The organism is Nocardioides marinus, assembly GCF_013408145.1.
In the GTDB taxonomy this organism is placed as follows: domain Bacteria; phylum Actinomycetota; class Actinomycetes; order Propionibacteriales; family Nocardioidaceae; genus Nocardioides; species Nocardioides marinus.
In genome coordinates, this window is sequence record NZ_JACBZI010000001.1 from 3,777,025 (window position 1) to 3,802,429 (window position 25,405).

Here is a 25,405-nt window from a genome sequence, read left to right on the forward strand (position 1 = left end):
CCCGAGGTGTAACCAGTTCCAGTTCTGCGCGTTGTCCGGGTGTGACGACGGACACAGGCCCCATCGACCTGCCCTGGCCCGCCCGACCGGCTCGGTCCGCGCAGCCGACCCGGCGCGGCGTCCTGGCCGGCGCCGCGGGGACGGTCGCGCTGCTCGCCGTACCCGGCCTGCCGGCGGTGGCCGTCCCGGTGGGCCGCGACCGCGCGCGCTACCTCGACGAGGACCAGCTCGCCACCCTGGCCGGGGTGGTCGACCGCGTCGTGCCGGCCGACGACGGGGCGCCCGGGGCCCTGGCCGCCCGTGCCCACGAGAGCATCGACGCCCTGCTGGGCGCCTTCCGCACCGACCCGCCGCGGATCTACGCGGGCGGGCCGTTCTCCGACCGCGGCGGCGCGCGGCGCAACGACTTCGAGCGGTTCCTGCCGCTGGACGCCTACGAGCGCAAGGCCTGGAGGCGCAGGGTCCGACGTCTGCAGAAGGTCTACACCCGCGGCCTGGACGCGCTCGCCTCCACTGTCCCCGGCTTCGCCGACCTGCCCGGCCCGCTGCGCGACCTGGCCCTGCAGACCGCGCAGGACCCCGACGTGACGGCGATGATGGGCGTCGCGGTCACCCACGCCTTCGAGGGCACGTGGGGAGCCCCGGAGTACGGCGGCAACCGGGACGGCGTGGGCTGGGAGGGCATCGGCTTCGACGGTGACCGGCAGCCGCGCGGCTACACCGACGAGGAGGTCACCGACCCCGAGATCGAGATGCTGCCGCTGCTCGACGTGACCCGCGCGCTTGCGACGTACGGGCCCGCAATGGCCCTGGCGACCTCGGAGGCGTCGATGGGGCCGCTCGCCGAGGCCGGGGGCGACATCCGGGTGCTCTCGCGGCGCCTGCGGGGGCTGCTCACCGACGTGGAGGACCTGCTGTGAGCCGGGAGGCGGTGGTCGTCGGGTCCGGCGCGGCCGGGTCGGCGGCGGCCTGGGAGCTGGCGCGCCGGGGTTGGGACGTCACGGTGCTCGAGCGGGGTCGCAACCTGCGCCCGGGGCTGGGGCAGCGGCCGAGCGGACGTCTCGGCACCGAGTACGGCTCCGACGAGGTCAAGGGCTACCGCGGCTTCGGCTTCCCCGACGCCGAGCTCGAGCCCTACACCACGCGCACCCAGGCCGAGGCGTCCTCGGGCGTGGCCCGGTCCGCGCAGGGTGCGCTCGGACAGCTCGGCGCGGCGGTCGGCGGCACGAGCCTGCACTACAACGCCAAGACCCCGCGCTTCTGGAAGCAGGACTTCTCGCTGCTCTCCGACCACGGGCCGATCGACGGCGCCCAGGTGGCCGACTGGCCGATCGGCTACGACGACCTCGCGCCGTACTACGACCTCGTCGAGCGCCAGGTCGGCGTGCAGGGCGACCGCTCCGCGATGCCCGCGCGCACGCTGGAGCAGTCCCCCCGGCGGCGCGACTTCCCGATGCCCCCCAACCCGACGGGGTACGCCGCCGGGCTGCTCGCCGAGGGGGCGCGCCTGGTCGGGATGGAGCCCTACCCGTACCCGGCGGCGGTCAACTCCGAGCCCCGCAAGGGACGGCCCGCGTGCAACTCGTGCGGCATGTGCTCCGGCTTCGGCTGCCCGATCAACGCCCGCGGCGACGCCCTCGTCTCGTTCCTGAACCCGGCGCTGCGGACCGGTCGGGTGCGCGTCATCGAGCGGGCCTTCGTCGACCGCGTGGAGACCACCGGCAACGGTCGGCGGGCGAGGGCGGTGCGCTACCGCGACGTGCGGGGGAAGGTGCACCGCATCCAGGCCTCGACCGTGGTGCTGGCCGGCAGCCCGATCAACACCGCGCGGCTGCTGCTGATGTCGGCCAATCGCGCGCACCCCACGGGGCTGGGCAACCGCTCCGACCAGGTCGGGCGGAACATGATGTTCCACAACTTCACGATCGCGGCCGCGTTCTTCCCCTTCACGGTGCACCCGTTGCGGGCGCAGTCCACGACGCTGCAGATCGACGACCTGGTCGGTCCGTTCACCGGGCCGGAGGTGAGCGCGCTCGGGGTGCCCTACCTGGTGGGCGGGATCATCCAGCTCGGGTCGGGCGGGCCGCCGATCAACGGGGCACAGCTGATGGCGGGCTTCGCCGGCTACGGCGCGGCCCACAAGGCGGCGATGCGGGTCGGCCCGCACGCGGGGGTGGCCGGCTCGCAGCTGGTCCACCAGGACCTGCCGCAGGCCGAGAACCGCGTCGACCTCGACCCGGACGTCACCGACTTCCTCGGCAACCCGGCGGCGCGGATCACCTACTCCCCGCACCGGCACGAGCAGGCGGCCGCGGCCTACCTCGGCGCGCAGATGCTCGCCGCCCACCAGGCGGCGCCGCAGTCGATCGGCGCGATCGTGCTGCCCTTCCCGCTGATCAACCAGGGCATCACCTACACCGCGCACCTGGCCGGCACCGCTCGCATGGGCGACGACCCACGCACGTCGGTCTGCGCGTCCTCGGGGCGGCTCCACGACGTCGACAACGTGTTCGTCGCCGATGCCTCGACGTTCCCGACCTTCCCCGGCTTCAACCCGACGCTGACGATCATGGCCAACTCGATCCGCATCGCCCGCGGCATCGCCGACGGCTCGGCCGTCTGAGGAGACCCCCATGTGCACCGACTCCACCTGCTCCGCCCCGTCCCCGGGACGCAGAGCCCTGCTGGGCGCCGCCCTGGCCGCCCCGGTCGCGCCGCTGGTCTGGTCGGCCGCACCGACCTGGGCCGGTGTCGACCGCCCCCGGCTGCTGGTGTTCAGCCGGACCACCGGCTTTCGCCACATGTCCATCGAGACCGCCGTCTCCACGATCACCGACCTCGGCGCCGCCCACGGCTTCGACGTCGACGCGACCGAGGACCCGACGGTCTTCACCCACCGCGGCCTGGACGCCTACGACGCGATCGCGTTCGTCAACACCACCGGCGACGTGCTCGAGGGCGCCCAGCGCACCGCCCTGAAGCGGTTCGTACGCCGCGGCGGCGGCTGGGCCGGGGTGCACTCAGCCGCGGACACGGAGTACTCCAACCCCTTCTACACCCGGCTGCTGGCCGGCGGCCGGTTCCTCGCGCACCCGCTGGAGCAGCCGGGCCTGATGGTGACCGAGAGCGCCACGCACCGCTCGACCCGGCACCTGCCCGAACAGTGGCTGATCCCGATCGAGGAGTTCTACTCCTTCACATCCAGCGTGCGCGGCCGCTCGACGGTGCTGCTGTCGATCGACGAGTCGAGCTACCTGCAGGACCCCAACACCTCGAACCTGCCGACCGGCCCGGAGAACCCGTTCCCGACCTACCCCGGGGTCAGCGGCGTCATGGGCGACCACCCGATGGCCTGGACGCACCGCGTGGGACGCGGGCGGTCCTGGTACACCGCGCTGGGCCACGAGGTCACGATGTACTACGACGACCGGTTCACCCAGCACCTGCTCGGCGGGCTCGTCACCGTGCTGAAGCACGGGCGCAAGCACCGACGCTGAGAGCCGCGGGCCACCCTGCGGTGGTCGAGCAGCGACGAGCGCCAGCGAGGAGCGGGCGTCCTCCGGTGGTCGAGCAGCGACGAGCGCCAGCGAGGAGCGGGCGTCGAGACCACGCCCCCAGCGGCCCTCAGCCCTGGGGCACGTCGAGGAAGAACAGCACCGTCTGCAGCGCCTCCTCGTGGGTGGTCATCTCCACCGAGACGCTGTGCCCGGGCCAGCGGAAGGTGATCGACACCCCGGTCACCCGGATCTCCTCGACCTGCCCCCACGGCACGAACGCCACCGACCAGGCCGCCGAGGCCTCGACGTCGCCCTGGTCCGCGAAGCTGACGTGGACCAGCGCCTCGGGACGCGCCGCCACCAGCACCCGGGGGTGCTCCCCGGCCATCCGCAGCACGTGCGGGTGCGCCCGGCCACCGGCCGGCCGGACGATGCGTCGCAGCGAGTCGGGTACGGCGGGGTCGGAGATGTCGGCCAGGCGACCCGCGCCCAGCGGCGTACCGGGCTCGTCGCGGCGTCCGAAACGGCTCACACGTCGCAGTGTGCACCGTGGCCCGCCCGCTCGGAGCCGGACGGACCGAACCGACCCCGCCGGCGAGCCGCCCCGCCCACCGTCCTCCACGCAGCAGACGTTCGGTCCGTGCGGTTACTGCAGTCAGTGGGCCATGTCGACGAAGCGGCTGTAGTGGCCCTGGAAGGCCACGGTCAGGTCGCGGGTCGGGCCGTTGCGGTGCTTGGCCACGATCAGGTCGGCCTCGCCGGGGCGGGTCGACTCCTTCTCGTAGACGTCGTCGCGGTGCAGCAGGATCACCATGTCGGCGTCCTGCTCGATCGAGCCCGATTCGCGAAGGTCGCTCATCATCGGCCGCTTGTCACCGCGCTGCTCGGGTCCACGGTTGAGCTGGGAGAGCGCGATGATCGGGACCTCGAGCTCCTTGGCGAGCAGCTTGATCTGTCGGGAGAACTCCGAGACCTCCAGCTGGCGCGACTCGACCTTCTTGCCCGAGGTCATCAGCTGGAGGTAGTCGATGACGATGAGCTTCAGGTCGTGGCGCTGCTTGAGGCGGCGCGCCTTGGCCCGGATCTCCATCATCGTCATGTTCGGGCTGTCGTCGATGAACATCGGCGCGCTGGAGACCTCGCCCATCTTGCGCGCCAGCTTGGTCCAGTCCTCGTCGCCCATGTTGCCGTTGCGGATGTGGTTCAGCGGCACCTTCGCCTCCGCCGAGAGCAGGCGCATGGTGATCTCCGAACGCGTCATCTCCAGGCTGAAGAAGACGCTGCTCAGGTTGTTGTGGATCGACGCCGCACGACAGAAGTCCAGGGCCAGCGTCGACTTCCCCATGGCCGGGCGCGCCGCGACGATGATCATCTGACCCGAGTGCAGCCCGTTGGTCAGCTCGTCGAGGTCGGCGAACCCGGTGGGCACGCCGTAGAGGCCGGCCTCGCGGTTGCCGATCGCCTCGATCTCGTCGAGGACGCCGTCCATGATGTCCGAGAGCGGGGCGTAGTCCTCGCCTCCGCGCTTGTCGGCAATCTTGAAGACCTCGGCCTGCGCCTGGTCGACGATGTCGTCGACCTCGCCCTCGCCGGCGTAGCCGATCTGCACGATGCGCGTGCCGGCGTCGACCAGGCGGCGCAGGATCGCCTTCTCGCGCACGATCTCGGCGTAGTAGCCGGCGTTGGCGGCGATCGGCACGTTGGCCGAGAGGGTGTGGAGGTACGGCGCGCCGCCGATGCGCTCGAGCTCGCCGCGTCGCTGCAGCTCGGCGGCGACGGTGATCATGTCGACCGGCTCGCTGCGGCCGTAGAGGTCGATGATCGCGTCGTGGATCGTCTCGTGGGCCGGGCGGTAGTAGTCGGTGCCGCGCAGCACCTCGGAGACCTCGGCGCAGGCGTCCTTGCTGATCAGCATCGAGCCGAGCACCGACTGCTCGGCGGCCATGTCCTGCGGGGGCGTGCGGTCGTTCGGCTTGGTCGGCCGCTCACCGGGCGCGTAGGAGACCGGCCCGTCGCCCCAGTCCTCGAAGGGCGGCTCGTCGAGGTGACCGGGCTGGTCCTCGGTGATGCTCACGCGCACTCCCTGGCTGGCTGCCGCACGACCCGTGGTGGGGCTGCCCGGCTGACTTCTCGATCTGGTCTCGACGGCGGTGTCGACGGTCTCGGTCCGTGTGCGTCGAGGCTAGGACCGGGCACCGACAACGGCTCCGGCCGTGCCGCGCACCGGGTGTCGGCACGCGGGGAGGAAGCCCCGGCGACCGCGCGAACGTACGTGCCGGCAGGGGGTCTCGGGAAGCACCTTGTCCACAGGCCCTGGGGATAACCCGCCCAGGCCCGTGGAGGACCGGTGGATCCATGTGCACAGGATGGGGACAGGCCTGTGGAAATCCACGCTGATGGGGTCGAGACATGTGCTCTGACCTGGGCAAACGTGTTCCCACAGCTGTGCACAGAAGATTTTCTGCTGGTGACCTGGTTCACATTCTCGTCACCCGGGCGTTGCCGGTCGGTATGTCGACACGGGCGACCCCCGGGTAGGTTTCCCACAGTTTCGGCGACTTTTCCACCGGGGTCATGACAGCTGGCCCGTTCGGACTATTGCTGCTCGGGAGGGGCCTGTGGCACTGCGGTCCCAGACCGATCGGGAGATCCTGCGTCTGGCGGTCCCGGCGTTCCTGGCCCTGGTCGCCGAGCCCCTCTTCCTGCTGGGCGACGCCGCGGTCGTCGGACACCTCGGCACGGCCGAGCTCGCCGGGGTCGGGGTGGCCTCCGTGGTGCTGCAGACCGCGGTGGGGCTGTGCATCTTCCTGGCCTACGGCACGACGGCCGGGGTGGCCCGGCGACTGGGGGCCGGTGACCAGCGCGGCGCGCTGGCGCTGGGGGTCGACGGCACCTGGCTGGCTGTGCTGATCGGCACGCTCGTCACGGTCGCCGGGGTCCTGCTCGCGCCCTGGCTGGTCGGCCTCTTCGACGTGCGCGGCCCCGTCGAGGAGTACGCCGTGGACTACCTCGCCGTCTCCTTCGCCGGGACGGTCCCGCTGCTGGTCGTCCTCGCGGTCACCGGCGTCCTGCGCGGGCTCCAGGACACCCGCACGCCCCTGGTCGTGGCCGTGGCGGGCAACCTCGGCAACCTCGCGCTCAACGTGCTGCTCGTCCACGGCGTCGGCTGGGGCGTGACCGGGGCGGCGATCGGGTCGGTGGTGGCCCAGTGCGCCATGGCGGCGGGTCTCCTCGTCGTGCTCGTCCGCGGGGCCCGCGCCCACGACGCACGGCTCCGCCCCTCGCCGGCCGGTGTCGCCCGCGCCGCCCGGTCCGGGGTCCCCCTGGTCGTCCGCACGCTGACGCTGCGCGCGGCCATCGTGCTCACCGCCTACGTCGTGGCCACCGGCGCCGGCGCCGACCCGGCGGGGGCCACCCGGATCGCCACCCACCAGCTCGCGATGACGCTGTGGACCTTCCTCGCCTTCGTCCTCGACGCGGTCGCGATCGCCGCCCAGGCGCTCACCGGCCGGGCGCTGGGTGCCGGCGACGCACCGACGACCCGACGGCTCACCACCCGGATGACGTGGTGGGGCCTGTGGTCCGGGGTCGTCACCGGAGCCGGGCTGGCCCTCGCGGCACCGGTGCTCGGGCCGGTCTTCACCTCCGACCCCGCCGTCCACGACCTGCTGCTGCCGGTGCTGCTCACGGCTGCCCTGTTCCAGCCGGTCGCCGGCGTGGTGTTCGTGCTCGACGGCGTGCTCATCGGCGCCGGGGACGGGGTCTACCTGGCCTGGGCCGGCCTGCTGGTCCTCGTCGCCTACGCACCCGTCCTGCTGATGGTCGGGAGCGGTACCGGGCTCGTCGTCGTGTGGGCGGTCTTCGGGGCGGTCTTCATCGGTACCCGCTGCCTGGTCCTCGTGCTCCGGGCGCGGGGGGATCGCTGGCTGGTCCTGGGCGACGCCCCCGCCGGCCGCCCGTAGGGTGCGCGCATGATCCCGCTGCACCCGGTCGCGCTCGGGCTGGTGGTCGTCGCCCTCGTCGTCGACGGTGGCGGCTGGGACCTCCTCCCCGATCCCCTGGGCTGGGGCCTCGTGCTGGCCGGGACCCTCGCGCTGCCCCGCGACGTCCACCGCCGCGACGCGATGGTGGTCGCCGCCGCAACGGCGCTCGTGGTCGCCGCCGTGGTGTGGCCCCCGGGGGTCGCCGAACGCGTCGCGGACACCGACGAGTCGCTCTCCTGGGCCCTCAGCCTCCCGCAGCTGGCCTACCTGCTGCTGCTCTCCGACGGGCTGCGGAGGGCGGCGCGGACCGCGCAGGAGGGCTCCCGGGCCGCCTGGTTCGCCACTGCGGAGGCGCTGGTGCTTGCGGCCGCGGTGCTCCCTGTCCTGGTGTTCGGCGTGGGAGCCGAGGGGCTCGCCGGCGCCGCCGTCCTGTGCGCCACCCTCGCGCTCGTCCTGCTCGTGGTCCTCACGCTCGCGTGGGCGCGTGCGCCCTGGGCGGGCGGTCGGCCGCGCGCCCTGCCGGGAACCTGAGGCGCCCCGGGGGCGTCCACCAGGCGACCGATCTGCGGACGCCGACCGAATCCGACCCGAAATCGCGACAGTCTTCGTAGCCTGGGACGGTCCTGCCCCGTTGACCTGGCAGAGAGGCGGTCCCGCACCGCCGGCACCGCTGCACCCGACCCCCGAGGACCCCCCACCATGACTCGTACCCCTCGCCTGCGCCGACCGGCCACCGTCACGGCCGCCGTGTCCGCCGCCGCGTTGCTGGGTGCCCTGCTGCCCGTCACCTTCGCACCGGCCGCCGTCGCCGCCAACGGCTGCCTGACCGAGGTCGAGACCGGAGCCGGACCCATCCCGTTCCTCCAGCCCGGTGGACGCTGCGACGACCAGGTCCCGCCCGAGGCCACGCTGGAGAGCATCACCCCTGCCCCCAACGCCGCCGGCTACATCGCCAGCGACTCGCTGACGTTCACCTTCAGCGGCACCCACCTCGACGAGGACGAGGACGTCATCGGCTACGAGTGCCAGTTCTACTCCACCGCCGCCGAGCCGACGTCGTGGACCAGCTGCACCAGCCCGGTCACCTACGACGACCTCGCCGACACCACCTCGGTGCCCTACACCTTCAAGGTCCGCGCCTTCGACGCCGCCGACCGCCAGATCGACGCCACCGACGACCCGAGCACCAACCCCTTCATCCCCGGGTCGCCCGCCGACACCGACCTCCCCGACGTGCAGCAGACCCCCGAGGTCGCGGTCGTGAAGGTCGACACCCGGGCCCCGCAGTCCTACATCTTCAACACCCCGTACGACGCCGAGACCCCTGAGCTGCCGATGCTCACCACCGACAGCCCGACCTTCCGGCTCGCGGCGTCGGAGGGCAACGTGTCCTACACCTGCCTGATCGAGGACGAGGTCTTCCCCTGCTCCAACGGGAACACGACCTTCCCCGACCTCTCCGCCGGCACCAAGACGCTCAGCGTCGGCACCACCGACCCCGCGGGCAACGTCGACCCGGACCCGGCGACCACCGAGTTCACCGTGCCGGCCGACATCGAGCTGCCGAAGGGCCGCAAGTGGAAGGAGTCGACCTCGCGCAAGGCCTTCGGGGGCTCCTACATCGAGACCACGCAGTTCAACGCGCGCTTCTCGGTGCGCGGCACCAACGTCCGCGAGGTGCGCCTCATCTGCACCACGCGTCCTGACGTGGGCATCTTGAAGTACAAGACCCCGGGCAACCCCAACTGGGCCAAGGCCAAGCTCAAGAGCAAGACCATCGAGCGCCAAGCCGTGGTCGTCCTGCGCAACGCCAGCAGCAAGTCCTTCACCGGCAAGATGAAGTTCAAGACCTGGTCGCGGGGCAAGCCCGTGGCCGTCGACGCGATCATGATGCGTTGACCAGATGCCCGCGGCGCAGCCGCGGGCACCGTGGGTCAACGGGTCGAGCAGGGCCGCGGCTGAGGGACGAAGCCGCGACGCCCGTGACGAGACACCAGTCGGATACCGGTTCGCGAGCCATCGGCGCCGCCGACGCACGACGCTCAGCGGGTCGAGCGAGGGCCGCGGCCGAGCCTGCGAGGCCGCGACGCCCGTGTCGAGACACCAGTCGGACGCGGCAAGGCCAGCCATCGGCTCCGCCGACGCACGACGCTCAACGGGTCGAGCAGGGCCGCGGCTGAGGGACGAAGCCGCGACCGGCGTGACGAGACCCAGCCGGACAACCGAGTCAGTCCGCTTCCGCCCAGCAACGACACAGCCCCCGCCCGGAGATCCGGGCGGGGGCTGTGTGGTGGTGCTGGGTGTGCGTCAGGCCTTGACGACGTTGATGGCCACGGTGGCCAGCACGTCCTCGTGCAGCCGCACGGTCACCTGGTGGGCACCGAGGGTGCGCACGGCGTGGTCGACGGCGATGGTGCGCTTGTCGACGGCCTCGCCGGAGGCCTCGGTGATCGCCGCGGCGATCTCGGCGACGGTCACGGCGCCGAAGAGGCGACCGGTCTCGCCGGCCTTGACCGACACGTTGACGGTCTGGCCCTCGATCTTGGCCTTGACCTCCTCGGCGTGGCCGAGGTCGCGGACGGCACGCGAGCTGCGCGCCGTCTTGATGGACTCGACGGTCTTCTCGCCGCCGCGGGTCCAGCGGATCGCCACGCCCTGGGGCACGAGGTAGTTGCGGCCGTAGCCGTCCTTCACCTCGACGACGTCGCCGGGGCCACCGAGGCCGGTGACCTCCTGGGTCAGGATGAGCTTCATCTTCTCAAGCCCCCTTCTCAGCGACCGGTCGAGGTGTAGGGCAGCAGAGCCACCTCACGGGCGTTCTTGACGGCGATCGCCACGTCGCGCTGGTGCTGGACGCAGTTGCCGGTGACCCGACGCGCGCGGATCTTGCCGCGGTCGGAGATGAACTTGCGGAGCAGCGTGGTGTCCTTGTAGTCGACACCGGTCGCCTTCTCCTTGCAGAACTGGCAAACCTTCTTCTTCGGCTTGCGCAAGACTGGCTTGGCCATTGTGGTGCTTCCCTTCTAGAAGCCCGTCCCGGAGTGGCTACCGGGTCGGAATGGTTGAGCGGATTGCGAGTGTTGGTCGCGTCGGTCGAGCCCGGGATCAGAACGGCGGCTCGTCGGAGACGCCGGGCGCCCCCCACGGGTCCTGTCCGCCCTGGCCGCCACCGCCGCCGCCCTGGGGACGGCCGCCTCCCTGGGGACCAGCCGTGGCCCACGGGTCGTTGCCCTGGGCCGGTGCCTGGCCGCCGCCGGAGTAGCCGCCGCCACCGCCGCCGCCACCGTTGAAGCCACCCCCGCCACCCTGGCGGGTGGTGCGGGTGACCTTGGCGGTGGCGTACTTCAGCGACGGACCGACCTCCTCCACGTCGAGCTCCATGACGGTGCGCTTCTCGCCCTCGCGGGTCTCGTAGGAGCGGCTCTTCAGCCGACCCTGCACGACCACGCGCATGCCCTTCTGGAGGGACTCGGCGACGTTCTCCGCGGCCTGCCGCCAGATCGAGCAGGACAGGAACAGCGCTTCGCCGTCCTCCCACTCGTTGGTCTGCCGGTTGAAGTTCCGCGGCGTCGACGCGATCCGGAAGTTGGCCACAGCCGCCCCGGAGGGGGTGAAGCGCAGCTCGGGATCGTCAACGAGGTTGCCGACCACCGTGATGACGGTCTCGCCTGCCATGGGGTGTCTCCCAACGTGTTGGTGTGCGGTCCGGGAGGGACCGACGCGGTGTGTCCGATGTCGTTGCCCAGCGATCCTCTCGCGAGGGACCGACAACGGACAGGGGTCATCCACAGACGACCGAGGGACCGGGCACGACCGGAGGTCTGCCCGGGGGTCCTCAGCGAGCGTCGGGGCGGATGACCTTGGTGCGCAGGATCGCCTCGTTGAGGGTCAGCTGGCGGTCGAGCTCCTTGACCGTGGCCGGCTCCGCGTTGAGCGAGATGACGGCGTAGATGGCCTCGGCGTTCTTCTTGATCTCGTACGCGAGACGACGACGACCCCAGACGTCGACCGACTCCACAGAGCCGCCGTCCTTGGTCACGACGTTCAGGTACTTCTCGAGCGAAGGAGCGATCGTGCGCTCCTCGAGGCTCGGGTCGAGGATGACCATGACTTCATATGCACGCAAAGCGGTCTCCACCTCCTCTGGACTAGAGCGGCCACGGTCTCTCCGTGGCAGGAGGGCTTGCGTCCCGCCGGACGACGCCGGCGGTGTCCACCGCCGTCGGCCATCGGTGACCGCCGGAGAGGGACAGGGCAGGCTACCAGCGCCGCGCCCGCCGCTCCCAACCCGCAGCGCTCCCCACCCCGCAGCGCCCACCCCGCGGGGAGACCGACGCGTGGGGAGCCCCGCCCCGGGGTAGGACCTGCCCCGATGATCCCCCGTCACCGTCCCCGCGCGACCCGCGACCGCCTGGTCGGTGGGCGCTACCTCCTGGGCGAGCACCTCGGCACCGGCGGCATGGGCTCGGTGTGGCGGGCGACCGACCGGCGCAGTGGCGAGGAGGTGGCGCTGAAGGTCCTCGGGCAGCACGACCCCGGCTCCTCCGCGCTGGTCCGGTTCGTGCGTGAGCAGGCGGTGCGCGTGCGGCACCCGCACGTGCTGGCGCCGGTCGGCTGGGTCGCCGAGGACGAGCGGGTCGCCCTGGCCACCAGGCTGGTCCGGGGAGGCACGGTCGAGGACCTGCTCGCCGAGCACGGCCCGCTCCCGACGACGTACGCCGCCGCCCTGCTCGACCAGCTGCTCGACGCCCTCGCCGCGGTGCACCGGGCCGGGGTCGTGCACCGCGACGTCAAGCCGGCCAACCTGCTGCTGGAACCCACCGGCACGGGTCGCCCCCGGCTGCTGCTGGCCGACTTCGGCATCGCCGTGGTGGCCGGCGACAGCCGGTTGACCCGGGTGCCCGGCCCGGTGGGCACCGAGGGCTTCGTGCCGCCCGAGCTCGCCGCCGGTGGCCCTGCCACCCCCTCCCAGGACCTGTACGCCGCCGGCGTGGTGGGCACCCAGCTGCTCACCGGCGCCGGGCCGACCGCGCCCGTGCCGCCCGGCCCGATGGCCCCGCTCCTGACCGCGCTGCGCCACCCGGACCCGGCCGCCCGTCCGCCCGACGCCACGGCCGCTCGCGCCGCCCTGCGGGACCTGCACCTGCCGCCCGGGCCGCCCTGGAGCCGTGAGCACGCCGTGCCCGACGTCCGGGACCGGCTCACCCCGCCATCGCGACGCGCGAGCCGGTTCCCGGGTCCGGTGCTGGGTCCCGTGCTGCTCCCAGTCCTCGTGCTGACGCTGGCCACGGTCCTCTCCGTGCTCGCGCTGTTGGTCCGCGGCTGAGCGCCCCGGCACCAACCCGGAACCGACCCGGCACCCGACCGGCGACGTCGGCGCCGCCTCCTAGGGTGGGAGCCATGAGCGAGATCCGCATCGGAGCCCACGTCGAGCAGGACGACCCGCTGGCCGAGGCCGCGGCGCGCCAGGCGCCACTGGTGCAGTTCTTCCTCGGTGACCCGCAGGGCTACAAGGGCCCGGAGGTGCGCTACCCCGGGGGCGCGGAGAAGCTGCGCGCCGACGCCGAGGCGGCGGGCGTCGACCTCTACGTCCACGCTCCCTACATCGTCAACGTCGCCACGACCAACAACCGCATCCGCATCCCCAGCCGCAAGCTGCTCCAGCAGCACGTGGACGCGGCCACCGAGATCGGGGCGAAGGGGTTGATCGTCCACGGCGGGCACGTCAACAAGGCCGACGACCCCGACAAGGGCTTCGACAACTGGCGCAAGGCGATCGAGGCGACCGACCTCACGCTGCCCCTCCTGATCGAGAACACCGCCGGCGGCGACAACGCGATGACCCGCTACCTCGACCGCATCGGCCGGGTGTGGGATGCCATCTCCGCGGCCGAGGGCTTCGAGCAGGTCGGTTTCTGCCTCGACACCTGCCACGCCCACGCCGGCGGCAACGACCTGTCCACGGTGGTGGAGAAGGTGCGCGCCATCACCGGGCGCATCGACCTGGTCCACGCCAACGACAGCCGTGACGACTTCGACTCCGGCGCCGACCGGCACGCCAGCTTCGGCGCGGGCCGGATCGACCCCGACCTGCTCGCCGCGGTCGTCCGCGACGCCGCCGCGCCGGTGGTCTGCGAGACCCCCGGTCCCGCGGAGTCGCACGTGGCGGACTTCGAATGGCTGCGCGCGCGGCTGTAACGTCTCTGACCGTGCCGACCTCCCCGCGACCCGTCCCCCTCCAGGTCCGCGAGATCGACGAGGCCACCCACCGCGAGCACCTCGCGGCCCGCCTCTCGGCGAGCTTCCTGCAGACGCCGGGCTGGGGCCGGGTGAAGGCCGAGTGGCGCCGTGAGTCGGTCGGCTTCTTCGACGGCGACCGGCTGGTGGGCGTGGCCCTGGTCCTCTACCGCCAGCTGCCCAAGGTCAAGCGGTTCCTCGCCTACGTGCCCGAGGGCCCCGTCCTCGACTGGGCCGAGACCGACCTGGCCTCGGCGCTGCCCGCCCTGGCCGCCCACGTGAAGGCCCGCGGCGCCTTCGGCGTCCGCATCGGGCCGCCGGTCGTGACGGCGCGGTGGAGCGCCCAGCAGGTCAAGGACGGCATCGCCGACGTCGACGTACGCCGTCTGGGCGACCTCGCTCCCACCGAGCGCGACGCCGCCGGCGCCCGCGTGGTCACCCAGCTGCGCGAGCTCGGCTGGCGGCCGCAGGTCGCCGAGGGCGGGTTCGCCGCCGGGCAGCCGCAGTTCGTCTTCCAGGTGCCGCTGCGCGACGCCGACGGGACGGCCCTCGACGAGGACGCCGTGCTCAAGGGCATGAACCAGCTGTGGCGACGCAACATCAAGAAGGCCGCCAAGCTCGGGGTCGAGGTCACCGCCAGCGAGGGTCGCGACGCCGCGCTCGCCCGGCTCGAGGACTTCCACGCCCTCTACGTCCACACCGCCGAGCGCGACCACTTCACCCCGCGCCCGCTTCCCTACTTCCGCACCATGGTCGAGGCGCTGGCCGCCGACGGGGAGGCGGTCGGGGAGACCGACCGGATCCGCCTCTACGAGGCCCGGCACGAGGGCGACCTCGTCGCGGCCACGATCTCGATCCGCGTCGGCGAGCACGCCTGGTACTCCTACGGCGCCTCCTCCACCGACAAGCGCGAGGTCCGCGGCTCCAACGCGGTCCAGTGGCAGATGATCCGCGACGCGCTGGCCGCCGGGGCAGCGGTCTACGACCTGCGCGGCATCACCGACACCTTGGACTCCGAGGACTCCCACGTCGGGCTGATCCAGTTCAAGGTCGGCACCGGCGGCGAGGCCGTCGAGTACGCCGGGGAGTGGGACCTCCCCCTCAACCGGCCGCTCTACAAGGCCTTCGAGCTCTACATGGCGCGGCGGTGAGCACCCGATGAGCCTCACGCTGAGCGTGGACGGCGAACGCTGGCGGACCCACCTGCGCGGCACCGCCGAGCGCTTCCCCGGGCTGGTCCCGGTGGCCAAGGGCAACGGCTACGGCTTCACCCTCGGCCGGCTCGCCCGGCGTACCCAGTGGCTGCACGACCAGGAGCTGGCCCCCACCACCGCCGACGCCCTGGCGGTGGGCACCTACACCGAGCTGCCTGAGGTGGCCCAGCGCTACGCCGGGTCCCTGCTGGTGCTCACGCCCTGGCGTCCCTTCGGCCCCGCGCTGGACGCCACCGCCGACGCGCACCTGGCCCGGCGGCTCGTGCACACCGTGTCGCGGCCCGAGGACCTCACCGATCTCCTCGAGCGGCGACCCGAGGCCCGTTTCGTGCTCGAGCGCGCCACCTCCATGCAGCGCCACGGCCTGACCGCCCGCCAGCTCTGGGCGGTCGCGGAGTCCCTGCGCGGTGGCGGCGCGCACCTCGAGGGCGTCGCCCTGCACCTCCCCCTCGGGCAGGGCACCCACGTCACCGAGGTCGACCGCCTCCTCAACGACGTCGTCGGAGCCGGGCTGCCCGAGGGCCCCGGCGCCCGCACGGTCTGGGTCTCCCACCTCAGCGCCGCCGAGCTCGACACCCTGCGCCACCGCTGGCCCGACTTCACCTTCCGTCCCCGCATCGGCACCTCCCTGTGGCTCGGTGACCGCGACGCGCTGCGGGTCCACGCGACCGTCTTGGACGTGCACGCGGTCGAGCGCGGCGACGCGTTCGGCTACCGCGGCCGCACCGCCCCGAAGTCCGGCCACCTGCTGGTCGTCTCCGGCGGTACGGCGCACGGCATCGGCCTGGAGGCACCCACCGGCGACCTGGGGCTGCGCGGCCGGGCCGGCACCCTGGCGCGCGGCGGGCTCGACGCGCTGGGCTTCGTCCGCTCGCCGTTCTCCATCGACGGCAAGCAGCGGCTCTTCGCCGAGCCGCCCCACATGCAGGCCTCGATGCTCTTCCTGCCCGGCGGCTCCCGCGTGCCGCGGGTCGGCGAGGAGATCGACGTCCGCGTCCGCTTCACCATCACCACGTTCGACCGGGTCCTGGTCGACTGATCCGGGGCGGATGGTCGGGTCGAGCGCGGTGAGGTTCATCGGCCCCCGATGAACCTCACCGGGGCCGGTCGCTGGGTGTCGGACTAGCGGGTCTGGAGGATCGGCGCCGGCGCGCCTCGCACCTCGTCGACCGGCTCGACCACCGGCTCCGGCGTACGCCGGAACATGTCGCGCAGCACGATCCCCACGAGGTACAGCTCGCCGGCGACCCGGGCCAAGATGGCCAGCCAGTAGAAGCCGGCGTCGTCCCCGCCACCGGGAGCGAGCTGCCCGCCGAGGTACCACCACACGCTGGCGAAGTACAGGATCTCGGTGCCCTGCCACACCAGCTGGTGGCGGAACCGGGGGACCGCCAGCACGGCCAGCGGCAGCAGCCACAGGACGTACTGCGGTGAGTAGACCTTGTTGACCAGCAGGAAGCCGGTGACGACGAGGAACCCGAGCTGGGCCAGGGACGGCGTGCGAGGGGCGAGCAGCCCGACGGCGGCGACCGCGAGGCACCAGGCTGCGAAGAAGGCCAGGGACACGACGTTGACGGTGTGCGCACTGATCGTGGCGTCGAAGGCCTGGGCGGCGACCAGCCACACCGAGCCCAGGTCGGGGCCGCGGTCGGAGTTGAAGGTCCAGAACACCTTCCACTGCGCCAGGCCGCCCAGCATCGCCGGCAGGTTCACCACGAGCCAGGCGAGGGCGGCCGCGCCCGTCGCCAGGGCGAAGGAGCGCAGGTCACGGCGCCGCCACGCGATCACCAGGACCCCGCCCAGCAGGAAGAGCGGGTAGAGCTTCGTGGCGGTGCCCAGCCCGATCAGCACGCCCGTGAGCAGGGGACGGTCCCGGGACCACGCCCACAGCGCACCCGCGACGAGCGCCACGGCCGGGAGGTCCCAGTTGACCAGCGCGGTCAGCGCCAGCACCGGGGCCACCGCGAAGGCAGCGGCGTCCCAGGGCCGTCGCGGCACGACGCCGGCCAGCAGCCAGGTCGACAGCAGGGCCAGCAGCGCGAAGCCGACGGCGTTGATGACCACGAACGAGCGGATCTCGCGCTGGACCTGGGGGTCGCCGAAGTAGGTGTCGGGCGACTGCAGGCGGCGCTCGGCCAGGTCCGGGGCATCGGCCAGCAGGTGGGCCGCCCAGGCGGTGCCCCACGCCCAGTAGGAGATGCCGACGGGGTACTCCATCACCTCGTCGTACCGCTCGCGGACCTCCGCGTCGCCGGAGTACGGCCAGGCCAGCTCAGCCAGCCCCCGCCCGGTGTAGAGGTAGGGCAGGTCGGAGTAGCACATGTGCGTGAAGCGGGTGTCGCCGTCGCTCCAGGTGTCGTTGAAGCAGCTGGTCTTCTGCAGCATCCCCAGCGCGAGGACGACGGTGGTCAGCGCCAGGAGCACCCGGACCGGCGTCCACCACCGGTGCCCCCGCGAGTGGGCCCCCTCCGGTCCGCCCGCGACCTCGCTGAGGACACGGAGGACCCCGTCGTCGCGGGTGGCACCGACCGGGGTCACGACCGGGAGGACCGTCGTCCGGGCGCCGCGCTGGCCGATGAGGAGCTGCTCGGGTTGCCGCTCGGGCTCTGCGACGGCGAGGGCGAGCCGCTCGGCTCACTGCTCTCCGACGGGCACAGCAGGCCCTCGCAGGGGCCGTCGGTCGACGAGGGCTCCTCGGTGGGGGTCGGCTCCTCGCTGGGCTCCTCGGAGGGCTCCTCCGTGGGCTCCTCGCTCTTGGTCGGCGAGGGCTTCCTGGTCGGCGAGGGAGGTGCGGTGGTCGGCTCGTAGCCGTCCTTGGGCGCCTCGCCGTCGACGTACACCGGGTCGGGGAAGTCCTCGACCGGCATCCCGTCCATCATCCGCTCCATGATCGCCAGCCACGTCTGGGCCGGGTACCCGGACCCGAAGTACGTCGGCAGCCAGTCGTCGAGCTGGTCGTCGCCGTCGCCGCGGACGTACATCACCGCGGTGCTGACCTGTGGGGTGTAGCCGACGAACCACGCCGAGGAGACCTCGTCCTTGCTGTTGGTCGCCGTGCCGGTCTTCCCCGCGGCCGGCCGGCCCAGCGGGAGGACCGTCGCGCCGGAGCCGTTGGAGACGGTCTCCTGGAGGGAGAAGCTGACGTCGGCGGCGATGTCCTCGTCCATGGCCCGCTCGGTCGGCTCGTCGAACTCGTAGTCGGTGCTGCCGTCGGCGAGCTGGACCTTCTCGATCACGTGCACCTCGGCGCGGCGCCCACCGTTGGCGATGGAGGCGTAGGCGTTGGCCATGTTGATCGGGCTGACCCGGGCGCGGCCGAGGGTGATGAGGGTGTCGTCGGAGGTGAAGTCGCGGCTGGTGGCCGGGATGCCGGGGTAGCGCTGGTCGCTCTCCATCGGCGGCACGCCCAGCTTCATCGCCAGCTTCTGGATCTTCGCCGGCCCCTGGGGGATCGCCGAGGACATGTCGACGAACGCGGTGTTGATCGACTTCTCCATCGCATAGATCGCGTTGACCCGCGACCCGAAGTCCTGGCCGTCGCCGCCACCGGCGTTGCGGACCTCGAGGCCGTCGGGGAAGACGAACGGCGAGTTGCCCTCGAAGGTGTCCTTGAGCGAGAAGCCGGCCTCGATGGCCGCGCCGAGGGTGAACGGCTTCATCGTCGAGCCGACCATGCCCCCCGAGACCGCCCAGTTGATCTGGCTGTCCAGGTAGTCCTGGCCACCGTAGAAGCCGAGCAGCCGACCGGTGCCCACCTCGACGCTGGCCGAGGCCGCGTGCAGCTGCTTGTCGCCGAAGCCCTCGGGCTTGGCCTCGCGCACGCCCTCCTCGGCGGCCCTCATGCCGTCCTCGGTGAGGGTCGTGGTCACCTGCAGCCCGCCGCCGTCGATCTGGTCGTCGGTGTAGCCGAGCCGGTTCAGCTCCTTGCGCACCAGCGCCAGCATGTGGCCCTTCTGCCCGCCGTAGGTCGACTGCGACTCCACCTCGGGGAACTTCGGCAGGTGCTTGAGGGCCTTGTCGCGCTCGTCGGCGGTGATCGAGCCGAGCGTCGCCATGGAGTTCAGGACGTAGGTGTAGCGGCCCTTGAGGGCCTTGCGCGCGTCCTTGCCGTTGGCCGGGTCGAAGCGCGTCGGGTTGTTGATCACGCTGGCCAGCACGGCGGCCTCGCGCAGCTTCAGCCGCTTGGCCGGCTTGTCGAAGAAGGCCCTGGAGGCCGCCTCGACGCCGTACGCGCCACGGCCGAAGTAGATGGTGTTGAGGTAGTTGGCCAGCAGCTCGGTCTTGGTGATCTGGCGCTGCAGCTTCAGCGCCAGGATCGCCTCCTTGAGCTTGCGCTTGTAGGACTGCTCCTGGCTGAGGTAGAAGATCTTGACGTACTGCTGGGTGATCGTGGAGGCGCCCTGGCGGTCACCGCCCGAGGCGTTGTTGAACACCGCGCGCAGGATGCCCTTCACGTCGATGCCCGAGTCGGTCCAGAAGGTCTGGTTCTCGGCCGCCACGACGGCGTCCTTGATGGAGTCCGGCATCTCGTCGTAGGAGATGATCGTGCGGTCCTGGGTGGCGAAGCTGCCGAGCTCGGTCTCGCCGTCGGCGTAGAAGATCCGCGAGGTCTGGGTCTTGAAGTCCTCGTTGGCCCGCGGGATGTCGATGGTGCGGTAGAGGTAGAAGAAGGCCGCGCCCGCGACCAGGGCCAGCACCAGGCCGGCGACCGTGGCCCACTTCAGCGCCCAGAGACTGCGCTGCTTCCAGGTGCGGGGCTGCTTGGTGCGGGAGGCCGCGGTCTTCTTCACGGGCGGCCCGGCTGCCCTGCGCTTGCCTGTCACGTGTCGTCGCTCCACTGCTGCTCGGGGGTCGGGACCGGGGGTGGTCGCAGCCCGAGAAGGGTGGACCGCCACTGAAGGGTACGCAACCGGCGTACGAGGCGTCGGTCGCTGCGCGGGAGGGTGCCCGCCACCGGGCCGGGGTGAACAGTGGCGTACATCTCGATAGCACGCCGGTTCGCATTGCGTGGATATATCGCTACGATGCATCTCGTGGCACGTCGCGGAGAGACCATCGAGCTCGCAGTCCTCGGACTGCTGCACGAGGGACCCATGCACGGCTACGAGCTGCGCAAGCGCCTGAACCTGATGCTGGGCTGGGGGCGGGTGCTCTCCTACGGCTCGCTCTACCCGACGCTGAAGAAGATGCTGCGCAGCAACCTCATCGAAGAGGCCACGGTCTCCTCGACCCCCGTCACCAAGCGGCCGCGCATCGTCTACCAGGTGACCGAGGCCGGTCACGTGGAGTTCGAGCGGCTGATGTCGGAGGTGGGCCCGACCGCGTGGGAGGACGACAACTTCGACATCCGGTTCGCGTTCTTCGGGCGCACCGACATGGAGATCAGGCTGCGGGTGCTGGAGGGACGGCGCACCCGGCTGCAGGAGCGGCTCGACCGCGTCCAGCAGCAGCTCGCCATGACGCAGAAGGAGGTCGACCGCTACGCGGCCGAGCTCCAGCGTCACGGCGTGGAGTCCGTCGAGCGTGAGGTCCGGTGGCTCTCCGACCTCATCAACGCCGAGCGCGGCAACGCCGCCGCTCCCGAGAGCAGCACCAGCGAGACCGGCAGCCGTCAGTCCTGACGACTGCCCCACGAGCACAGATCGATCAACCAGCCAGCAACAGCCCCGCCCCCTGCGGGGCACAGGCCAACACGGAAGGGAACGACCCGATGGGTTCGGTTCGAGTAGCAATCGTCGGAGTGGGCAACTGCGCCAGCTCCCTCGTGCAGGGTGTCGAGTACTACAAGGACGCCGACCCCCAGGGCACCGTCCCGGGTCTCATGCACGTCACGTTCGGTGAGTACCACGTCTCCGACGTCGAGTTCGTCGCCGCGTTCGACGTCGACGACCTGAAGGTCGGCAAGGACCTCTCCGAGGCCATCAACGCCTCGCAGAACAACACCATCAAGATCGCCGACGTCCCCACCCTCGGTGTCGAGGTCCAGCGCGGCCCGACGCTCGACGGTCTGGGCAAGTACTACCGGATGACGATCGACGAGTCGGCCGCCGAGCCGGTCGACGTCGTCCAGGCGCTCAAGGACGCCGAGGTCGACGTGATGGTCTCCTACCTCCCGGTGGGTTCGGAGGAGGCCGACAAGTTCTACGCCCAGTGCGCGATCGAGGCCGGCGTCGGCTTCGTCAACGCCCTGCCCGTCTTCATCGCCTCCGACCCCGAGTGGGCCAAGAAGTTCGAGGACGCCGGCGTCCCGATCGTCGGTGACGACATCAAGTCGCAGGTCGGTGCCACCATCACCCACCGCGTGATGGCCCGCCTCTTCGAGGACCGCGGCGTGACGCTGGACCGCACCTACCAGCTCAACGTCGGCGGCAACATGGACTTCAAGAACATGCTCGAGCGCGAGCGCCTGGAGTCCAAGAAGGTCTCCAAGACCCAGGCCGTCACCTCCAACCTGCAGGGCGAGCTGGCCGGCAAGGTCCACGACCGCAACGTGCACATCGGTCCCTCGGACCACGTCGAGTGGCTCGACGACCGCAAGTGGGCCTACGTCCGCCTCGAGGGTCGCGCCTTCGGTGACGCCCCCCTCAACCTCGAGTACAAGCTCGAGGTCTGGGACTCCCCGAACTCCGCCGGCATCATCATCGACGCCCTGCGCGCCTGCAAGATCGCCAAGGACCGCGGCATCGGCGGCCCGATCATCTCGGCGTCGTCGTACCTCATGAAGTCCCCGCCGGTGCAGCTGCCCGACGACGAGGGTCGCCGTCGCGTCGAGGCCTTCATCAAGGGCGAGGAGTGACCTGAGGTACGAAGGTCGCTCCTGCCGCCCGCAGGTCGAGCGAGCCCGCGGCTGAGGAACGAAGTCGCGTCAGGCGTGTCGAGACCCCGTGAGGCGGAAGCCGCCGCAACGACGGCAACTGCTCCCACCACACCGCCCCGCCAGGAGAGATCCTGGCGGGGCGGTGTGCGTGTGACGCAGATGTTCTCGTCTCGAGACCTCGGTGGCGTAACGCCTCACGGGCTCGTGTCGTTGGCCGATGTGGACCGAGCGGGACCCGCGCGGTCCCTGCCGGCCGCCCGACCCACGGTGGCCCACCCGACACGAAGGTCCTCATGTCCACCACCACCATCAGATCTCGGCGGCTGCGCGGCGTCGTCACGGCGGGCCTCGCCGTGGCCGTGCTCTCCGGTGCCGCCGCACCGCTCGCGCTCTCGCCGGCCACCGCCGCCGATGGCCTCGACTCCCTGGCCAGCACGGTCGACCAGAAGCTGCTGACCGTCACCTTCGACTCGCTCGACGAGGTCGTGCCCGGGGAGGACCTCGCCGTGACCGGCACGGTCGCCAAGGTCACCCAGGCCCGCATCGGCCGGGTCGGAGACGTCGTCCCCGCCACCTTCACGCTGCAGCTGGTCGACGCGACCGGCACCGTGCTGGCCACCGAGGACGTCGTGGCCGAGCCCGACGGCTCGTTCGCCACGACGGTCCCCGCGTCCCTGCTGTCCGAGGTCGACGCCACCGACGGCGCGGTGCAGCTCGCGGTCCGCGCGGTCGACGCGTCGTACGCCGGCTTCGCGGCTGCCGACGCGGGCGCGACCGCGGTGCGGGTCGCCTCGAAGGCCACGGGCCTGACCGTGCACAACTCCTTCGTCTCCTCGGTCGGCTGGGTCAAGCCGGGCGAGAGGTACCCCTCGACCGTCACCGTCGCCAACCCGACCGGGAGCACGGTCAAGGGCGGCACGGTCACGGTGAAGGCGCCGAAGGGCACGGCGTTCAAGAAGAGCTCCGGGCCCGGCAAGCACCGCACGAGCGCCCGGACCATCACCTGGAAGGTCCCCAGCATCAAGGCCGGTCGCACCGCCCGCCTGGTGGTGGAGTCCAAGGCCGCCTCGGTCAAGGGGCTGCCCACGATCGTGTGGCGCGACCTGTCCACCAAGGCCACGCTCAAGGCCGCCGGCCGCACCTCCACCTCGACCAGCCACGGCCCGAAGGTGATCCCGCCGGCCGAGCGGTTCGACACCGCGCGCTACGGCGACCGCCCGTTCCCGGTCGTGCCGGTGCAGTACACCGACCGCGCCTACGTCGAGGGCCACACCGGCGAGCAGCTCGAGACGGTCATCAACGACCCGAAGTTCGCCGGCTCGACCTTCAACCTGTTCCAGGAGATGTCGCTGGGCCAGCTCTACCCCAACGGCACCGTGCCGTCGGCCGGCATCGCCACCGCTGACTTCGACTACGAGCCGGGCTTCCCGCTCTACCAGACCGACCCGGCCACGCTGAACACCTGCACCGGCGCCACCTTCGCCGACCTGGGCGACCTCGCGCTGGGCACCCCGCTCTACCCCGAGCGGATCACCAACGGCGTCTACAACCTGCCGGGCACCACGCAGTACTACGGCGCCGACGCCAACGGCTCGGCCATCATCGGCTCGCTGGCCGGTGTCGCCGCACTGCAGCAGATCGACAGCGGCTGCGGCCCGACCGGCAAGCTCGTCGCCGACGCGGTGGCGCTGGCCGACCCGGAGATCGACTACTCCGACTACGACACCGACAAGGACGGCATCGTCGACTTCTTCATGGCCGTCTTCGCCGGCTGTGGTGGCAACGGGGCCAGCCAGCTGGCCGCCTGCTCGGACGCGCCCAGCGACCTCGCGCCCTACGACAACATCTGGCCGCACTCCTCCTCGCTGGAGTACTCCTTCACCGACCCCGAGACCGGGCTCGCCGGCTTCACCACCGACGACCAGCTCAAGGACCTCGAGGGCAAGCCGCTGTACTACACCAACGCGTCGCGCACGAAGATGACCACCAAGAAGACCGACTTCAAGGTCTTCGTCCGGGTCGGTCCCTACAACGTGAACCCCGAGACCGCGATCGACGCCGCGTCGGTGATCTCCCACGAGTACGGCCACTCCCTGGGCCTGCCCGACTTCTACTCCACCGGCGGCCGCGAGACCTACGGCGACTGGAACCTGATGGCCACCGACAAGAGCCAGAACATGGACGGCTTCAGCCGCCAGGAGCTCGGCTGGGTCGTGCCCGAGGTGCTCAAGCCCAAGAAGAAGAAGACCGTGAAGAAGTGGAAGGACTCCAAGCAGGACACCGGGGTCATCCACTGGCGGACGAAGTCGGGCAAGAAGTACACCCTCAAGCACGGCCGCGACGGCATCGTGCACAACTCCGAGATGTACGTCGCCAAGCTCCCCGGGCGCACGCTGCTCGACAAGGAGGTCTTCTCCACCGGTGAGGGCGCCAGCGCGACGCACGCCTGGTTCTCCGGGTCGGGCAACGACTTCGGCTGTGCCTCCTCCGGCGGCGGTCGCAACCTCGACATCGCCATCCCGGCGGCGTCCAAGCTCCCCGCCGGCTCCTCCATCAGCGCGGAGTTCAAGTCCTACTTCGACATCGAGTGGGACTACGACTACGGCTTCGTGCTGACCTCCGGTGACGGCAAGACCTGGACCTCCCAGGCCTCCGAGAACGGCATCACCACCAGCAACCTCGACCCGACGGCCGGCAACCCGAACCAGAACGGCTGCCAGGCGACGTACGACAACGGCATCACGGGCACCTCCGGCTCCTACGCCGCGGGCACCGAGGCGCTGGACCGCAAGCTCGGGGAGACGCCGGCGCCGGTGTTCATCTCCGACGCCTACGACGTGTCCGACCTGGTCGGCACCAAGGCGCCGGTCGTCCGGTTCTCCTACTCCACCGACCCGGGCCTGGCCCGTCCCGGCTGGTTCATCGACGACCTGGTCATCACCGCCACCCTGCCCGACGGCTCGACCAAGAAGCTGTTCTCCAGCACCTTCGAGAAGTCCGGCAGCCCGAAGGACGCCCAGGTCTTCAACGGTGGCTGCAAGGCCGACGGTCCCGGTCAGTGCGGGCTGGGCTGGCAGTACGTCAAGGCCGGCGCCGAGGCCGACTTCGACCACGCCTACTACCTGGAGATGCGTGACCGCTCGGGCTTCGACCTGGACGGCAAGGGCCAGATCGACCGCACGCCGATCGGCTTCGAGGCGGGGCTCTCGCTGCTCTACACCGACGAGGCGCACGGGTACGGCAACGCCGGCACCGACGACCCGCCGGCGCAGTCCCCGCTGGACTCGGTGCCCGAGCCCGGCTCGGCCACCCCGGACCTCAACGACGCGGCCTTCACCGCCGCGTCCGGTCGCAACGCCTTCTCCGACTTCGGGGCCGGCTGGATCGACAACTACGAGGACCCGAGCCGCCAGACCAAGGACGCCGAGGCCACCACCGACTGGCTCTTCGACTTCGGGTGCCTGTCGTTCAAGGTGCTGCAGATGAGCGGCAACGGCGACGGGCCCGCCCGGTCGAACGGTGACCTCACCGGCACGGTCGCGTTCACCCTCGGCAAGGGCTGCGGGAGGTACGACTACGGCTACTGAGCCGCGGCACCACCCGGAGCCGAACAACCGGTGAACGGCCGGCGCGACCCGTGACCACGGGGAGCGCCGG

21 protein-coding genes are annotated in these 25,405 nt (G+C 71.5%); 13 read left to right on the plus strand and 8 right to left on the minus strand.

The features are described from left to right. The first annotated feature begins 41 nt into the window (after positions 1 to 41). The 3 genes from BKA05_RS17735 to BKA05_RS17745 are packed head-to-tail and all read left to right on the plus strand — an operon-like array spanning position 42 to position 3,497. Positions 42 to 920: a gluconate 2-dehydrogenase subunit 3 family protein gene (locus BKA05_RS17735; RefSeq protein WP_179532613.1), complete on the plus strand. Its 879-nt coding sequence runs from the start codon at positions 42 to 44 to the stop codon at positions 918 to 920. After that, on the plus strand, positions 917 to 2,623 hold the full coding sequence (locus BKA05_RS20420; protein ID WP_179532614.1) for an FAD-dependent oxidoreductase: 1,707 nt from the start codon (positions 917 to 919) through the stop codon (positions 2,621 to 2,623). The genes BKA05_RS17735 and BKA05_RS20420 overlap by 4 nt, the downstream gene beginning before the upstream one ends. A gap of 10 nt (positions 2,624 to 2,633) precedes the next feature. Then, a complete protein-coding gene (locus tag BKA05_RS17745) occupies positions 2,634 to 3,497 on the plus strand; it encodes a ThuA domain-containing protein (RefSeq protein ID WP_179532615.1) in 864 nt (287 codons plus the stop codon). A 127-nt stretch (positions 3,498 to 3,624) separates the two neighbouring features. Here the strand turns inward: BKA05_RS17745 and BKA05_RS17750 are convergent, their stop codons facing one another. Beyond that, on the minus strand, positions 3,625 to 4,029 hold the full coding sequence (locus BKA05_RS17750) for a hypothetical protein (protein WP_179532616.1): 405 nt from the start codon (positions 4,027 to 4,029) through the stop codon (positions 3,625 to 3,627). 123 nt (positions 4,030 to 4,152) lie between these two features. Continuing rightward, positions 4,153 to 5,571 carry a replicative DNA helicase gene (dnaB, locus tag BKA05_RS17755; protein ID WP_179532617.1) on the minus strand — a complete coding sequence of 473 codons (1,419 nt, stop codon included), beginning with the start codon at positions 5,569 to 5,571 and terminating at the stop codon, positions 4,153 to 4,155. A 544-nt stretch (positions 5,572 to 6,115) separates the two neighbouring features. Here dnaB and BKA05_RS17760 point away from each other — a divergent pair. From BKA05_RS17760 to BKA05_RS17770, 3 genes are all read left to right on the plus strand, one after another. After that, positions 6,116 to 7,459 (plus strand): MATE family efflux transporter, encoded by a 1,344-nt coding sequence (locus tag BKA05_RS17760; RefSeq protein ID WP_343045740.1) that lies wholly within the window; start codon positions 6,116 to 6,118, stop codon positions 7,457 to 7,459. Between the two features lie 9 nt (positions 7,460 to 7,468). Further along, complete coding sequence (locus tag BKA05_RS17765) at positions 7,469 to 8,011, plus strand: hypothetical protein (RefSeq protein ID WP_179532618.1); 543 nt, start codon at positions 7,469 to 7,471, stop codon at positions 8,009 to 8,011. A 168-nt stretch (positions 8,012 to 8,179) separates the two neighbouring features. After that, positions 8,180 to 9,379: a hypothetical protein gene (locus BKA05_RS17770; RefSeq protein WP_179532619.1), complete on the plus strand. Its 1,200-nt coding sequence runs from the start codon at positions 8,180 to 8,182 to the stop codon at positions 9,377 to 9,379. Positions 9,380 to 9,787: 408 nt separating this feature from the next. Here the strand turns inward: BKA05_RS17770 and rplI are convergent, their stop codons facing one another. From rplI to rpsF, 4 genes are all read right to left on the minus strand, one after another. Next, positions 9,788 to 10,234 (minus strand): 50S ribosomal protein L9, encoded by a 447-nt coding sequence (rplI, locus tag BKA05_RS17775; protein ID WP_179532620.1) that lies wholly within the window; start codon positions 10,232 to 10,234, stop codon positions 9,788 to 9,790. A 17-nt stretch (positions 10,235 to 10,251) separates the two neighbouring features. Next, a complete protein-coding gene (gene rpsR, locus BKA05_RS17780) occupies positions 10,252 to 10,488 on the minus strand; it encodes a 30S ribosomal protein S18 (RefSeq protein WP_179532621.1) in 237 nt (78 codons plus the stop codon). Between the two features lie 97 nt (positions 10,489 to 10,585). Further along, entirely contained in the window at positions 10,586 to 11,155 is a 570-nt protein-coding gene (locus BKA05_RS17785; protein WP_179532622.1) for a single-stranded DNA-binding protein, read from the minus strand. Positions 11,156 to 11,315: 160 nt separating this feature from the next. Beyond that, complete coding sequence (gene rpsF, locus BKA05_RS17790; RefSeq protein ID WP_179532623.1) at positions 11,316 to 11,606, minus strand: 30S ribosomal protein S6; 291 nt, start codon at positions 11,604 to 11,606, stop codon at positions 11,316 to 11,318. Positions 11,607 to 11,852: 246 nt separating this feature from the next. Between rpsF and BKA05_RS17795 the strand changes: the two genes are divergently transcribed. The 4 genes from BKA05_RS17795 (at position 11,853) to BKA05_RS17810 (ending at position 15,970) form a co-directional block, all read left to right on the plus strand. Beyond that, on the plus strand, positions 11,853 to 12,806 hold the full coding sequence (locus tag BKA05_RS17795; RefSeq protein ID WP_179532624.1) for a serine/threonine-protein kinase: 954 nt from the start codon (positions 11,853 to 11,855) through the stop codon (positions 12,804 to 12,806). A 74-nt stretch (positions 12,807 to 12,880) separates the two neighbouring features. Then, a complete protein-coding gene (locus tag BKA05_RS17800; protein WP_179532625.1) occupies positions 12,881 to 13,678 on the plus strand; it encodes a deoxyribonuclease IV in 798 nt (265 codons plus the stop codon). An 11-nt stretch (positions 13,679 to 13,689) separates the two neighbouring features. Next, a complete protein-coding gene (locus BKA05_RS17805; protein WP_415836704.1) occupies positions 13,690 to 14,868 on the plus strand; it encodes a lipid II:glycine glycyltransferase FemX in 1,179 nt (392 codons plus the stop codon). Positions 14,869 to 14,875: 7 nt separating this feature from the next. After that, complete coding sequence (locus tag BKA05_RS17810; RefSeq protein ID WP_179532627.1) at positions 14,876 to 15,970, plus strand: alanine racemase; 1,095 nt, start codon at positions 14,876 to 14,878, stop codon at positions 15,968 to 15,970. Between the two features lie 83 nt (positions 15,971 to 16,053). Here the strand turns inward: BKA05_RS17810 and BKA05_RS17815 are convergent, their stop codons facing one another. Beyond that, positions 16,054 to 17,469 (minus strand): glycosyltransferase 87 family protein, encoded by a 1,416-nt coding sequence (locus BKA05_RS17815; protein WP_179532628.1) that lies wholly within the window; start codon positions 17,467 to 17,469, stop codon positions 16,054 to 16,056. Further along, positions 17,466 to 19,721 (minus strand): transglycosylase domain-containing protein, encoded by a 2,256-nt coding sequence (locus BKA05_RS17820; protein ID WP_343045741.1) that lies wholly within the window; start codon positions 19,719 to 19,721, stop codon positions 17,466 to 17,468. The genes BKA05_RS17815 and BKA05_RS17820 overlap by 4 nt, the downstream gene beginning before the upstream one ends. A 243-nt stretch (positions 19,722 to 19,964) precedes the next feature. On the opposite strand from BKA05_RS17820, the gene BKA05_RS17825 reads away from it, so the two are divergent. The 3 genes from BKA05_RS17825 to BKA05_RS17835 all read left to right on the plus strand — a co-directional run bounded on the left by BKA05_RS17825 (position 19,965) and on the right by BKA05_RS17835 (position 25,335). Further along, on the plus strand, positions 19,965 to 20,552 hold the full coding sequence (locus tag BKA05_RS17825) for a helix-turn-helix transcriptional regulator (protein ID WP_179532630.1): 588 nt from the start codon (positions 19,965 to 19,967) through the stop codon (positions 20,550 to 20,552). Between the two features lie 89 nt (positions 20,553 to 20,641). Next, positions 20,642 to 21,727 carry an inositol-3-phosphate synthase gene (locus BKA05_RS17830; RefSeq protein ID WP_179532631.1) on the plus strand — a complete coding sequence of 362 codons (1,086 nt, stop codon included), beginning with the start codon at positions 20,642 to 20,644 and terminating at the stop codon, positions 21,725 to 21,727. A gap of 314 nt (positions 21,728 to 22,041) precedes the next feature. After that, positions 22,042 to 25,335 carry an immune inhibitor A domain-containing protein gene (locus BKA05_RS17835; protein ID WP_179532632.1) on the plus strand — a complete coding sequence of 1,098 codons (3,294 nt, stop codon included), beginning with the start codon at positions 22,042 to 22,044 and terminating at the stop codon, positions 25,333 to 25,335. Positions 25,336 to 25,405 lie beyond the last annotated feature (70 nt).